This window comes from Nocardia sp. NPDC049707, assembly GCF_040674855.1.
Classification (GTDB): Bacteria; Actinomycetota; Actinomycetes; order Mycobacteriales; family Mycobacteriaceae; genus Nocardia.
This window is the reverse complement of the sequence record NZ_JBFANN010000041.1, coordinates 12,770-26,332: the sequence shown is the minus strand read 5'-3', so window position 1 is coordinate 26,332 and position 13,563 is coordinate 12,770. Positions and strand designations below refer to the sequence as shown.

Sequence of the window (13,563 nt, the reverse complement as noted above, 5' to 3'; positions counted from 1 at the left end):
CGCGCGGAACTTGTCGGTGGGTGGTTGTTGAATGGGACTGATCGGTCTCGTTGCGCCCTGCGCATTTTGCCGAATTCGTCCCCTGGGAGGTGGCGGCGAACGTAGCATCGGCCGATGGATCGGACGTTTGCTCAACTGAGTCGACGCAGGTGACGGTATGGCATCGGATGCGGGCGATGTAGTACTCGAGGCCGAGGCGTTGGTGAAGCGCTACGGCGGGGTCGAGGCGTTGCGGGGAGCCAACTTTCAGGTCCGCGCCGGCGAGGTCGTCGCATTGATCGGCGATAACGGCGCGGGCAAATCCACATTGGTGAAATGCCTTTCCGGGGCGGAACAACCGGATTCGGGGACCATCCTGCTCGACGGTTCGGAAACGGTGTTCAGCACGCCGACGGCCGCGCGCAAGCTCGGCGTCGAAACCGTATACCAGGACTTGGCCGTCGCACCCGATCTGGACCCGGCGGCCAACCTCTTCCTGGGCCGGGAGTTGGTTCGCCGCGGGTTGGCGGGCAGACTCGGCATGCTCGACAAGCGGGCGATGCGGACCCAAGCCGTCGAACACTTTCGCCGCCTCGGGGTGACACTGCAGCGCACCGATGTTCCGATCGGGGCGCTGTCGGGCGGACAGCGCCAGAGTGTCGCCGTGGCGCGCGCGGTGCTGTGGGCGAGCAAGGTCGTCTTCATGGACGAACCGACCGCCGCCCTCGGCGTTGTGCAGCGCGGGCGGGTGCTCGAGGTGATCCGCAAGGTGCGCGACCAGGGCATTGCCGTCGTCCTGATCAGCCACAATATGCCCGAGGTGCTGACCGTGGCCGACCGGATCGAGGTGCTGCGCCTCGGCAAGCGGGTGGCTCGATTCGTCGCCGCCGACGCGACGCTGGAGCAGTTGGTCGGCGCGATGACCGGAGCGCTGTCGCATGAGGACGCCCAATGAATGCAGTATCGCGCAGTGATTCCGAGCGGGGTGGTGGTCAGGTGACAGGTGGGACCAACGCAGTCGTGGAGTCCAATGGCGGGTCCGGTCTGCCGGAACGTACTGTGCTGCAACGACTTCTCGGCGCGAGCACGCTGTGGATCGGTGTGGTGCTCGTCGTACTGTCTGTGGTCTTCAGCATCATCCGCCCCGACGCCTTCCCGACCCGCTTCACCCTGCAGACCCTGCTGATCGAAACCTCGGTGCTGCTGGTTCTTTCGGTCGGTATGACCTTCGTCATCATCACCTCCGGCATCGACCTGTCGGTCGGCATGGTGCTGATCTTCGCCGGCGTGCTCGGCGCGAAAACGATGGAATGGCTGAGCCCCGACGAGAACGCCACCGGAGCGGGGTGGGGGATCATCGGTGTCGGCTTCCTGATTTCCATTGCGGGCGGCGGTATCTGGGGACTACTCAATGGAATTCTGGTGGCAAAGGCCAAGATTCCACCGCTGATCGTCACCCTCGGTTCGTTCGGTGCGGCACTCGGTGCGGCACAACTGATCACCGGCGGCGTCGATACCAGGACTGTGCCCGATAAGCTGCGTAACTCCCTGGGTTTCGGCACATCACTGGGCGGCGTACCGAATCTGGTGCTGGTCGCGACGGCCGTGACGGTGCTTGCCGCCTGGGTGCTGCACACCACCCGATTCGGCCGCTACACCTACGCGATCGGTTCCAATGCGGAGGCCGCGCGGCGTTCGGGCATCGCGGTAGCCCGTCATCTCGTGCTGGTCTATCTGATGACCGGACTACTCGCCGGACTGGCCGGGTTCATGAATCTGGCCTACTTCGGGACCACAACCATCGGCGGACACGGTACCGACAATCTCGATGCCATCGCTGGCGTAGTCATCGGCGGGACCAGCCTTTTCGGTGGTATCGGCACCATTGTCGGCACGGTCATCGGCGTTTTCATACCGTCGGTGCTGCGCAAGGGTTTCGTCATCGCGGGGGTGCCGGTGTTCTGGCAGCCGATCGCGGTGAGCGCGGTTCTGGTCGGGGCGGTGTGGTTCGACCAACTGCGCCGCCGAGCCCGGGACCGCAAGTAGAGGTAAGCGGTGACAACACTGCGCGATAAGAGAATAAGGCGGAGGTAGCCAGATGAGGGTGGCGAAGCGGACCGCGGTGATGATCGGCGCGATGGCGGCGGTCGGCGCGTTGGTGGTGGGATGTGGTGGCTCGGTGAACACTTCCGGCGGCACCGACGCCAAGAAATTGGTGTTGATACCCGGTGTCGCCGACGAACCGTTCTACATCTCCATGCAGTGCGGCGCGCAGGACGAGGCGAGCAAACTCGGCTACAAGCTGGAAACCCAGGCGCCCACCACATTCGATGCCGGCACGCAGACTCCGGTGTTGACCGGTGTGGTGGCCAATAAGCCCGGCGGCATTCTGATCGCCCCGACACATGCACAGGCGATGGCGAATCCGATCAAACAGGCCAAGGATGCCGGAATCAAAATTATCGAGGTCGATACCGCACTCGATGACACCTCGATCGCGTTGTCGTCGATCGCATCCGATAACAAGAAGGGCGGCGAGCTCGCGGCACAGACGTTGGCCAAGCTCATCGGTGACAAGGGACCCGTGCTGGTGATCAATACCAAGGCCGGAACTTCCACTACCGACGCGCGTGCACAGGGCTTCGAAGATGGGGTGAAGGCCTATCCGGGCATCACCTCGCTCGGCGTGCAATACAACAATAACGAAGCGGCACAGGCGGCTTCGATCGTCACCGCGACCCTGGCGGCCCATCCCGACCTCGCCGGGATCTTCGCAACCAACCTCAGCTCGGCCGAGGGCGCGGCCACCGGATTGCGCAATGCCAATAAACTCGGCCAGGTCAAACTGGTCGGCTTCGATGCGAGTCCGAAACAGGTCGAGGATCTGAAAGCCGGTACCGTGCAGGCACTTATCGCGCAGGATCCGGCCGGGATCGGTGCCAAAGGCGTCGACGAGGCCGCGGCCGCACTCGAGGGTAAGCCGGTCACCCGCAGCATCCAGACCGATATGGTGGCCATCACCCAGGCCGATATGGATGCCAACTCGAAGTACTTCTACAAGCGGAAGTGCTGACAGGTCGGCAGGTCGGGGTCCGAGTGTGCACGTGTCCGCTGAATTCGAGCGAAAGTACACGTTCGGACCCATCGGCCCCTAATCCTGCACCCGCACCACGTATCCCGAATTCTCCAGCGCGGCAAGCACATCATCGCGATGCGACGGACCCCGGGTCTCCAACGTCAGCGAGACCTCGACCTCGTCGACCGCGAGCCGGCCACCGGTCCGCGAGTGCACCACATCCACCACACTCGAACCGGTCTTCCCGACCACCGTAAGTAATCCGCTCAACGCACCTGGCCGATCCGAAATCGTCACGCGCACAGCCAGATAGCGCCCCGCCGCACCCAGACCATGACCGATGATCCTGGTCAACATCATCGGATCGATATTTCCACCGGACAGGATCGCGCACACCGGCCCTTGCAACCCGAGTTCGGTTGGTTCGCAACTCATCAGGGCCGCCACCGCAGCGGCACCGGCGGGTTCGACGATCAGCTTCGCCCGTTCCAGACACAGCAGCAGCGCCTTGGCCAGCGCATCCTCATCCACCGTCACCAGCGCGGGTACATGCGCCGCGACGTGCGCGAACGGCACCTCCCCCGGCAGCCCGACCGCAATACCGTCGGCCATGGTCGACATCCGCGCCACCCGCACCGGCTTACCCGCCGCCAGCGAATCCGGCCATGCGGCCGCCTCCGCCGCCTGCACCCCGATCACCCGCACCTGCGGTGCGACATGGTGCAGCGCAATGGCGACCCCGGCGAGCAGCCCACCGCCGCCGGTCGGCACGATTACCGTCCCGACCTCGGGCATCTGCTCGATGATCTCCAGGGCCACCGTGGCCTGCCCGGCGACGATATCGGCGTGATCGAACGGATGGATCAGCGTCGCGCCGGTCCGCTCGGCGAAATCCACTGCGGCATCCAGCGAGTCGTCGACGGTCTCACCGACCTGCCACACCTCGGCGCCATACGCCTTGGTGGCCACCAACTTCGGCAGCGAGGCCCCCACCGGCATGAATACCGTCGAGCGAATCCCGAGCGAAGCCGCGGCCCATGCCACTCCCTGCGCGTGATTGCCCGCACTGGCCGCGACCACACCGCGCGCCCGGTCTTCCGACGGGAGGTTCGCGATCCGAAAGTATGCCCCGCGCGGTTTGAACGAGCCGGTCCGCTGCAGGTTCTCGCACTTCAGTCGCACCTCGGTGTCGGCACGCTCGGATAACACCCGTGACGCGACCACCGGCGTCCGCCGAATCACCGGCGCCAGCGCCGCCGTGGCCGCCTCGATTCGCTCCAGTCCCAGCAACTCCATGCGCCCATGCTGCCAGCCCACACCGCGAATGCGCTGCCACATGGCCAGGAATCATCCGATGACTTCTGGACTCGATTCCGCGACTCGAGTCGACCCGCCGAATCCGGCCCGCCTATCCGGCCTTGGCGAGATTGTGGGCAACGGCACCAAGTCGCGCCAGCCGGGCATCGCCCAACGGCGTCAGCTTCCCGCCGAGTCGATTGGTGACGAAGGCCAGCGACATCCCGGTGGCCGGATCGGCGAATGCCCCCGAGCCGCCGAGGCCGAAATGTCCGAAGGCGGAGACGGGTTCGGCTTTCGACGGCTTCATCGGTACACCGTGGTAACCCAGTGCCCATGGAATGCGGAATGCCAGCACGTAATCCGGAGTGAAGACCTGACGCTGGGTGATCTGCTCGATCGTCTCCGGTCGGAGCAACTGGAAGTCCCCGAACCGACCATCGGTCGCGAGCGCGCTGTACATCTTCGCCAGGGCACGCGCCGAGAAGACCCCGTTGACGCCCGGCATCACCGAATCATGCAGGCGCGGATCGGAAACCAGATCGGCGAACCCGCGCGGTGTGGTTTCGGCGGCTGCCGCCAAACGCGTCCGCCCCATGAGCCGCGCACCGTTCTCCCAACTCATGCCCGCGACGGTGAGCCGAGGAAAGTTGGTGGCAATGCGCCCGCGCTCGGATTCCGGCACCTGGAACCAGAGTTCTTCCGCCGCAAGCGGTTCCGCTATCTCCGTGCGTAACAACTTGGTGAAGTCCGAACCGGAGACCCGGCGGATCAACTCGGCGACCAAATGCCCGAAGGAGATTCCGTGATAGCCACTGGTGACCGCGTGACGCGGATCGGGGGAGCAGGCCGCGAGTGCGGCGGTGACCTCGGCATCGTCGAAGAACCGCGCGACCGGACCGGGTAGCAGATCGCGCAACCGATGCAGACCCGCCCGGTGGGTGAGCATCTCCCGCACCGTAATGCGCTGCTTGCCCGCCGCAGCGAATTCCGGCCAGTAGGTGGCGACCGGCTCGTCGTAATCGAACAGTCCACGCTCGGCCAACCGGTGTGCCAGCGTCGAGACCACACCCTTGCCGGTGGAATAGGCCATCGCCACGGTATCGGCGGCCCATGGCACACCGGGATGCGCGAATCCGGCCCACGCATCCACCACCGGTTCACCGTGCTGGTAGACCACCAGTGCGCCGCCGCCATCGCTCGGCCGGCGGAACAGCCTGTCGAATTCGGCGACCAGGCGCACATAGCGACGATCCACCGACTGCGTTGTCGTAAGTGCCATCGGAATACCCCTGTCTTCTCGACCGACCAACAGCATGTCATGACGGCGATGCGGCCCATCGGGGTGTCGAAATTCCGACCACCAGACCAGTCGGTTTGGTTCGGTGAGCATGTCCTGACCGTCACATCTGCGACCGCAACACTGCTCACCTGGCGTGGCCGCATGCCTGAGACGACGATCGGCGCTCCTAGCCAGGTTGGTTGTCGACGAACCTGGCCGACCGCAAGTGATCCTCGGCGAACTGCGTCAGGTGATCCTGGACGGGGCCGTGTCGCCCTGCACCGTGATCCCGCTGCGCGAGGTCGCCGAATTATTCGGCGTCAGCCATCTCCCGGTGCGGGAGGCGTCACAACACTGACTGAGCTGTCAGGCGGCGACGGTCAAGGTTTCCATGGCCGCATTGGGATCGTCGACATCGACGACGAGACGGGTGAAGCCGGGACCGGCGAGGTCGATGAGAATAGCTTGGCCGTCGAACCTGGTGTCCCAGAACTCTTTTCGCCCCTTGCCACGGTAGGTGCCCGCCGCGATCACGCCAGGAAAGAAGGTGCCGGGAGTGCGCAGCCACGGCGGACGCAGATCGACCGGGGCAGTGGTCACCTTTTTGATATCGGCCCGATCGAAGGTCACGTGCTCGCGTAGGGCCAGCAGTCGGTGCCCACCCAGCACATGAACGGTCACCTTATCGTCGGTGACTTCGACTTCGACCATGGTGCACCTCGCTGAACTCGAGACCTCGTACCTGATCCAGGATCCGAGTCGCTCCTGTTCACATGCTGTGCCATTCCTGTGATTTCCCGAAGGCTTTGTGCGGAGTCCCAAGTACCGAATTTCCTTGCGGAAACGTAGATATGCGCATTAATTCATGTTTTGGAAAAGACCCAAGACGACCAGCCGTGTGTATTGAACCGAAAAGCGGCAAAGAGGTGTGGGCCCTCTCCGTGCTACGGACTCGACCGGGGCCACCACACGCCGATCATCGTCGACTATGAGATGAGCGGTGGCTGCCTCGGCCCGGCCCACCGGCATCGGCGGGGCAGTGGAAGGACCTTCAGACGACCCGCACCGCTTCTTCCGCGATATCGAGCACACCGAGCAGCCACGGGGTGTAGTTCCCGGGATCGTCGGCGATCGCATCGCGCAGCGCCTCCGGTTGGATCCACGCGTAATCGGCGACCTCCGCAGGATCCGGCCGCGGCGCCGCGGTCCGTAGGAACTCGGCATCGAGCCGTCCGATGAGCACGTGATCCCATTCGTGCTCCACCCGACCGGACGCGGAATCCTCGGCGTGATAGTGGAAGATGCCGACCTCGGTCAGCGCGGTGGCCAACCCTAATTCCTCGGCCAACCGGACGGCGGCGGCCGCCGCCACTGGTTCACCCGGTGCCGGATGACCGCAGGCGGAGTTGGCCCACAGCAGCGGGAACCGCGTCTTCACCGCGGCACGCTGCTGCAACAGCACCCGGCCGGCATCGTCGTACAGCAGCACCGAGAACGCGCGGTGCAGCAGCCCAGGCGCGGTATGCGCCTGGGCTACCGGGCACGCGCCGACCGCGTGCCCGGCCGCATCGACGAGTTCGACGGGCAGGGCTTCGCGGTCGGTGCTGGGTTCGGCCAGCGTTTCGGTCACAGCCCCGCCTCGCTGGCGCTCGGCTCCGTTGTGACCGATGGTGCTGTGCCTATGGATGGCTCGCTCCGATCGCTCATCGCCCCACCTTATCGGCGGCGATCAGCAGGCATTGGAAGCTGCCCTCCTTGTAGGCGGTCGGGAACTGCTTCTCCATGCCTGTCGCCAGTTCGGATTGGGTGCGCAGCTCCCAGTAGGGGATCGTGGCGTCGGTCGGATCGATGACATCGACCGGCACCAGATTGTGGCCGGCCACAGCCCGGAAATACTCGCTGCGTGGCTGGACCATGCAGCGTAATGGGCGTCGATCCAGCTGACCGAGGCCGAGCAGCCGACCCATAATGGACACACGGTGTGGGAAGCTCGTCTGCGCACGCCGGGCGTGTGATGTGGATCACTTTGAGGGGTAGGGCCAGGAGCGATCGTGAAGTTCAATGTGGAAGGTCTGGTCGGGCCGGTGCGGCGGCTGATGGCAACGGCCCAGAACGGCCTCGAGGTCATCCGCTTCGGCGGGTTGACCCACGATGTCGAGTCGTCGCCGTTCGAGATCGTCGAACGGCGCAGGATGTATCGACTGCGTCATTACTTCCCCGACGACGCGACGCCTGGTCGGGGCCTGAGCGACGGGCCCGCAGGAGGCAGCGAGCGTAACCACGAAGGGCCACGGGAAGGCCGCCGAGGACACCGCCCGGTCGCGGTCCTGGTACCGCCGTTGATGGTGAATGCCGATATCTGGGATGTGAATGCCGACGACGGCGCGGTCGGCATTCTGCATCGCGGCGGAATCGACTGCTGGGTGGTCGATTTCGGTTCGCCCGCCAGTGAGGAGGGCGGCTGGGAACGGGATCTGGCCGATCACGTCCTCGCGGTCAACAGCGCGATCGATACGGTCTGCGACGCGACCGGCAGCAATGTGCACCTGATGGGGTACTCGCAGGGCGGCATGTTCGCCTATCAGACCACTGCCTACCGGTTCGGTAAGGGTGTCGAGAGCATCGTGACCTTCGGCAGCCCGGTGGATGTGGTCGCGGGTCTGCCGTTCGGGCTGCCGTACGGCATGGTCTCCGATGTCGCGGAGTTCCTGGCCGACCATGTGGTCACCCGGCTGCCGATCACCGATTCGATGGTCCGGCTCGGCTTCCAGCTGCTCGACCCGGTGAAGACCGCCAAATCGCGCATCGACTTCCTGCGCCAGCTGCACGACCGGGAAGCGTTGCTGCCCAAGGAACGTCAGCGTCGATTCCTCAGTAATGACGGCTGGGTCGGCTACGCCGGTCCGGCAGCGGCGGATCTGCTCAAGCAGTTCGTCGCGCACAACCGGATGATGCTCGGTGGCTTTGTGATCCGGGACCAGCCGATTTCGCTGGCCGAGCTGAAATGCCCGATCCTGGCCTTCGTCGGCGAGGTCGACGATGTCGGCCAGCCCGCCGCGGTGCGCGGCATCGTCCGGGCCGCACCCAATGCCGAGGTATACGAAGCCAGTCTGGTGGCCGGACATTTCGGTCTTGTCGCGGGCAGCATGGCGACCAGGCACACCTGGCCGCTGGTGCGTCAGTGGATCGATTGGATGGACCGCGATCAGCCGCTGCCGCCGGAGATCGTGCCGATGGCCGAACATGTGGCGACCAACCGGCCGAATTCGGCGGCCACCCGGGTCGTGCACACCGCGGCCACCCTGGCCGAGGCAGGGGCGGGCGTTGGCAGGGCACTGGAGGGTATTGCCGGTAATACCGTGCGCGGTTCGATCGAACTCGCCGGCGAGGCCGCACGCGCACTGCCCCGGCTGACCCGACTCGGCATGATCCAGCCGCATACCCGCATCTCCTTGAGCAGCCTGGTCGCCGAGCAGGCACGGCGGGCGCCGCTGCGTGATCTGTTCCTCTTCGACGATCGCGTGCACACCAACGCCGCCGTCGACGCGCGCATCGACAATGTGGTGCGCGGGCTCATCTCCGTCGGTGTCCGCCCGGCCATGCGCGTCGGCGTGGTGATGGAGACCCGGCCGAGCGCGCTGGCCACCGTCGCCGCGCTATCCCGTATCGGCGCGGTGTCGGTATTGCTCGCCCCGGGTAGCGAGTTGGATCGGGCCATCGAACTCACCGGCATCAAGGCACTGGTCTCGGATCCGGAGAATCTGCGCACGGCGGCGGCTACCGGCACTCGGGTATTGGTGCTCGGCGGCGGTAACGCGCGCACTCTCGATATTCCGTTGAGCGATCACGTGATCGACCTGGAACAGATCGATCCCACGCAGGTGCAGCTACCTGCCTGGTTCCGCCCGGATCCGGGGCTGGCTCGGGAACTGGCCTTCGTGCTGGTCTCCGGTACCGGCGACCGGCTGGAGACCAAGTACATCACCAACCACCGCTGGGCGCTGTCCGCCTTCGGCACCGCGACCACGGCCGATCTCGATCGCAAGGACACCGTCTACTGCCTTGCGCCGCTGCACCATTCATCCGGTCTGCTGGTGAGCCTGGGCGGTGCGATCGCCGGCGGCAGTCGGATCGCACTGGCCAGGTCGCTGGATCCGGCCCGGTTCGGCGAGGAGGTGCACCGTTACGGCGTCACGGTGGTCACCTATACCTGGACCATGTTGCGCGACATCCTCGACGCCGAGGTCTTCTCGCCCGGGCAGTATTCGCCCACCCCGTCGGCTTCGCCGACTACCAGCCCCGCTTGGCACCCGATCCGGCTGTTCATCGGCTCGGGCATGCCCGCGGGCCTGTGGCGGCGCACTACTGAACAGTTCGCGCCCGCACGGGTGCTGGAGTTCTATGCCTCCATCGAGGGCGATGTGGTGCTGGCCAATGTGACCGGTGTGAAGGTGGGCTGCAAGGGTCGCCCCGTGCCCGGCACCGCCAAGGTTGAGTTGGTCGCGTACGACCCGACCACCGAACAGATCCGGACCGACGCGTCCGGCTTCGCGCGTCGGTGCGCGGAGAACGAGGTCGGTCTGCTGATCGGCAAGGCGACCGAGGGCATCGACCTCTCCGACGGCGGGCTCCGCGGCGTATTTGCGGCGGGCGATGCGTGGATGCCGACGGAAAATCTCTTCCGCCGCGACAGCGACGGCGACTACTGGCTGGTCGATCGCGCGGATACGGTGATCCACACCGACCGTGGTCCGGTCTTCACCCAGCCCATCATCGACGTGCTCAACGACGTCACCGCGGTCGACATGGAGGTCGCCTACGCACTGCCCGTCGGCGAATCTGCGCTGGCGGTGGCGGCGGTCAGTGTTCGCGACGACTTCCGACTGGAACCCAAGGATGTGACCGAGACGATGCGCGCCCTCGATCCGGACCAGCGGCCCGACATCGTGTACGTCGTCGATGAGATTCCGCGCAGCTCCTCCTACCGCCCGTCGACGCGGGCCGTGCAGGCGGCGGGCCAGCCGCGGCCGGGACCCGATACCTGGTGGTACAACCGGGAATCCGACGCCTACGAGATCCTCACCGAGGACCCGGCCGGAAGCGTCTTCGGCACCGAATGAGTCCGCGCCCCGCGGTCCCGGTATCGGCCGGAACGGCGGGGTAGCGTGGATGCCAGGTCCGCGGCCACAACGGAGGTTTCGAGATGTCGTGGAAGGTCAAACTGGGTGTCGGCATATTGGCGCTGCTGGGCGCGCTGATGCTGATCGGATTCGTGAAGAGTCTGGTGTTGTCCCTGGTGCCGTTGGCGATCCTGCTGTTGGCCGGTTACGGCGTGTACCGGCTCTATGTCGGCAGTCGCGGCAAAGCCACCGAGGCGAAAACCCAGGCCCCACAGCTGCCTACCACCACACCGCCCGCGATTCCGACCCGCCCGACCAAGGATGCGGCGACCCGACTCCGCGAGATCCGTGAGGAAGCCGCCCGCCAGCAGGGTCAGCAGCCGTAGGCAGAAATGGCCTCGACCACGCGCTCTAGCTGGGCCTGCGTGAGCATCGGCCACAGCGGCAGCCGCAGAATCGTCGCGGAGAAGCGTGCGCTGCGCGTGCACGGCACCGGCGTGCGCCCGTACTTCAACCCGGCCGGGCTGGAATCCAGTGGGATGTAATGGAACGGCGCGACGATGCCCTGCTGCGCGAGATGCCGGATCAGCCCGTCCCGGCTCTCCTCGGTCGGCAGCTGGATGAAGAACATATGCGCGGTGTGCTCGCGATCCTCGGGCACCGCCATCAGGCGCGCGCCGGTGCGTTCGGCCCACTCCGGCAGCTGCGCGGCGTAGGTGTTCCACACCCGGAAGCGCTGTTCTTGGATCGCGTCGAACTCGTCGAGCTGCGCGTCGAGTACGGCCGCGTTCAGCTCACTGGGCAGGTAGCTGGAGCCGATGTCCTGCCAGGAGTACTTGTCGACCTGACCACGCAGGAACCGGGCCCGGTTGGTGCCCTTCTCCCGCATGATCTCCGCGCGGCCCATCAGGATTTCGTCGGAGAGCAGCAGTGCGCCGCCCTCACCGCAGTGCACATTCTTGGTGTCGTGGAAGCTCTGCGTGCCGAGGGTGCCGATGGTGCCGAGTTTGCGACCGCGCCAGCTACCGCCCAGGCCGTGCGCATTGTCCTCGATGAGCGCGATGCCGTGCTGTTCGGTGAGCGCGAGCAGCTGTTCCATATCGGCGGCGACACCGCCGTAGTGCATGACAACGACCGCCTTGGTTCGGTCGGTGATCGCCGCGGCTACCGATTCCGGATCGATATTGCCGCTCGCCTCATCGATATCGACGAAGACACACGTCGCACCGCGCAGCGCCATCGAGGTCGCCGCCGAGGTGAAGGCGAAGCTCGGCACGATCACTTCGTCGTCGGGGCCGAGTTCGAGCAGCAGCGCGGCCAATTCCAGGGCGTGTGTGCACGAGGTGGTCAGCAGGGCGTGCGGCGCGCCGGTGATGTCCTTCAGCTTGGCCGTCGCGGATGCGGTGAACGCGCCGTCGCCGTGACTGTGGTCGGAGCCGAGGACGGTCTCGAGGTTCGCCAGCTCGCGACTCGCGCGAAACGGCCTGCTGAAGATAATGCGCTCGGTACTCACTCCCCATTGCCCTTCTCACCCGCGGCTGCCGGTACCGCGGTGTCGACTCGTCGGGTGGTGTCCGGCGCCTCGATGGTAGCCGGGCGCGGAGTGGGGGAGTCTACGGTCAGATAGAGCGGTTTACCGACCAGAACGTGCAGGGCCACACCGAGATATTCGGCGATCAGCCCGAGCGAGAACAGAATCGCCCCCGAGCAGAGCAGCATCACGACGATCATCGAGGTCCAACCCTCCGGATCGTGGTTATCGCCGATCAGCTTCTTGAAGATGATCACCGCGGCCATGATCCCGCCGACGAGCGCCAGCGTGCCGCCGAGCAGACTCACCAGTCGCAGGCCGCGAGTTCCGCTGCACAGCACCATCTTCCAGAACAGCGAGAACAGCCGCCGGTAGTTGTAGCCGGACTCCTCGCGCCCCTCGGCGCGCAGCACCACCGGCACCGAGATCGCATTGCCGACCACCCAGGTCAGTGCCACATCGAGGTAGACGCCATTGGCCGCGACCTCGGCGAGCTGACGGCCGATATCGCCGCGGATCAGCCGGAAGCTTTCGAATCGTGTGGAATCCGGGAAGGCGAAGACGGTGGCGAGCACGATCTTCGCGCCGCGGGAGGTGAGATTGCGCAGGAAGCCGTGGGGGCGGGTATTGGTCGGCTTGGAGTAGACCAGATCGGCACGCTGGGCCAGCGCCGCGTCCAGGAAGGCGGCGATGAATGCGGGATCGTGCTGACCGTCCTCGTCCATCGTGACGATCCATTCGCCGCGCGCGGCCGCCATCCCGGCGATGGTCGCGGCGTCCTGGCCGAAGTTCCGGCTCAGCCACACCGCCCTGACCTGGCCGTAGGCAGTCTCGAGTTGCTGCATCACGACATCCGAGCGGTCCGGGCCGTTGTCGTGGACCAGGATAATCTCGTCGACGACGAAGGTGGTGCCACCGGGGGTCGTGGTCGGCTCGGCGAATTTGTCGAGTTCGGCGATGAGCGCGGAGATGGTGTCCTCGCCCCGATAGACGGGTACGACGACGGAGACCGAGCGCCGCTGGTCGCGCTCGGACCGGGCGTATGGACGTTCGCTCGACGTCCCCGGAACCGGCCGGGGCGTACGTGCGTTGGGAATCGGCATTGGCGAGATCGACTTTCGATGACGGTGCGTGCCGGTACTCGTCGCTGGTGGCTGAGCCCGAGCCGTCGTGAACTCTAACACGGTGTCCGACACCCGCTGCCGGTCCCGTTGATCATGTTCGCCAGGCGTCGGATTCGAGCCCGCGGCCAACGGGCGATGCGAGCGGACGGTGTTGC

At 65.7% G+C, this 13,563-nt stretch carries 12 protein-coding genes and 1 pseudogene; 6 read left to right on the top strand and 7 right to left on the bottom strand.

Translation table 11 applies throughout. From position 1 onward, the window contains the following. The first annotated feature begins 157 nt into the window (after positions 1–157). The 3 genes from AB0J29_RS28700 to AB0J29_RS28690 are packed head-to-tail and all read left to right on the top strand — an operon-like array spanning position 158 to position 3,052. Entirely contained in the window at positions 158–934 is a 777-nt protein-coding gene (locus AB0J29_RS28700; RefSeq protein ID WP_364792979.1) for an ATP-binding cassette domain-containing protein, read from the top strand. Then, positions 931–2,025, top strand: a complete 1,095-nt coding sequence (locus AB0J29_RS28695; protein WP_364792976.1) for an ABC transporter permease — start codon at positions 931–933, stop codon at positions 2,023–2,025. The genes AB0J29_RS28700 and AB0J29_RS28695 overlap by 4 nt, the downstream gene beginning before the upstream one ends. 52 nt (positions 2,026–2,077) lie before the next feature. Next, positions 2,078–3,052, top strand: a complete 975-nt coding sequence (locus tag AB0J29_RS28690; RefSeq protein ID WP_364792973.1) for an ABC transporter substrate-binding protein — start codon at positions 2,078–2,080, stop codon at positions 3,050–3,052. Between the two features lie 78 nt (positions 3,053–3,130). Here the strand turns inward: AB0J29_RS28690 and ilvA are convergent, their stop codons facing one another. Together ilvA and AB0J29_RS28680 are read right to left on the bottom strand one after the other, a co-directional pair. Next, the gene (gene ilvA, locus AB0J29_RS28685) at positions 3,131–4,351 is read right to left on the bottom strand and encodes a threonine ammonia-lyase (protein ID WP_364792970.1); all 1,221 of its coding nucleotides are present in this window, start codon (positions 4,349–4,351) and stop codon (positions 3,131–3,133) included. Positions 4,352–4,463: 112 nt separating this feature from the next. Next, positions 4,464–5,633 carry a serine hydrolase domain-containing protein gene (locus AB0J29_RS28680; RefSeq protein WP_364792967.1) on the bottom strand — a complete coding sequence of 390 codons (1,170 nt, stop codon included), beginning with the start codon at positions 5,631–5,633 and terminating at the stop codon, positions 4,464–4,466. A gap of 166 nt (positions 5,634–5,799) precedes the next feature. Between AB0J29_RS28680 and AB0J29_RS28675 the strand changes: the two are divergent. After that, positions 5,800–5,979: pseudogene (locus AB0J29_RS28675) on the top strand (GntR family transcriptional regulator); the annotation flags it as partial. 20 nt (positions 5,980–5,999) lie between these two features. On the opposite strand, the gene AB0J29_RS28670 reads toward AB0J29_RS28675, so the two are convergent. The 3 genes from AB0J29_RS28670 to AB0J29_RS28660 form a co-directional block, all read right to left on the bottom strand. Further along, a complete protein-coding gene (locus tag AB0J29_RS28670) occupies positions 6,000–6,344 on the bottom strand; it encodes a hypothetical protein (RefSeq protein WP_364792964.1) in 345 nt (114 codons plus the stop codon). A 340-nt stretch (positions 6,345–6,684) separates the two neighbouring features. After that, a complete protein-coding gene (idi, locus tag AB0J29_RS28665) occupies positions 6,685–7,263 on the bottom strand; it encodes an isopentenyl-diphosphate Delta-isomerase (protein ID WP_364792961.1) in 579 nt (192 codons plus the stop codon). Between the two features lie 73 nt (positions 7,264–7,336). After that, positions 7,337–7,549 (bottom strand): hypothetical protein, encoded by a 213-nt coding sequence (locus AB0J29_RS28660; protein WP_364792958.1) that lies wholly within the window; start codon positions 7,547–7,549, stop codon positions 7,337–7,339. Positions 7,550–7,684: 135 nt separating this feature from the next. On the opposite strand from AB0J29_RS28660, the gene AB0J29_RS28655 reads away from it, so the two are divergent. Together AB0J29_RS28655 and AB0J29_RS28650 are read left to right on the top strand one after the other, a co-directional pair. Then, positions 7,685–10,753 carry an AMP-binding protein gene (locus tag AB0J29_RS28655; protein ID WP_364792955.1) on the top strand — a complete coding sequence of 1,023 codons (3,069 nt, stop codon included), beginning with the start codon at positions 7,685–7,687 and terminating at the stop codon, positions 10,751–10,753. Between the two features lie 83 nt (positions 10,754–10,836). After that, positions 10,837–11,139, top strand: coding sequence for a hypothetical protein (locus tag AB0J29_RS28650; RefSeq protein WP_364792952.1), 303 nt, complete (start codon positions 10,837–10,839; stop codon positions 11,137–11,139). Here AB0J29_RS28650 and rffA read toward each other — a convergent pair. Next, positions 11,127–12,266, bottom strand: coding sequence for a dTDP-4-amino-4,6-dideoxygalactose transaminase (gene rffA / locus AB0J29_RS28645; RefSeq protein ID WP_364792949.1), 1,140 nt, complete (start codon positions 12,264–12,266; stop codon positions 11,127–11,129). The two genes, AB0J29_RS28650 and rffA, sit on opposite strands and share 13 nt — an antisense overlap. Then, positions 12,263–13,387 (bottom strand): glycosyltransferase, encoded by a 1,125-nt coding sequence (locus tag AB0J29_RS28640; RefSeq protein WP_364792946.1) that lies wholly within the window; start codon positions 13,385–13,387, stop codon positions 12,263–12,265. Before AB0J29_RS28640 ends, rffA begins: the two co-directional genes overlap by 4 nt. Positions 13,388–13,563 lie beyond the last annotated feature (176 nt).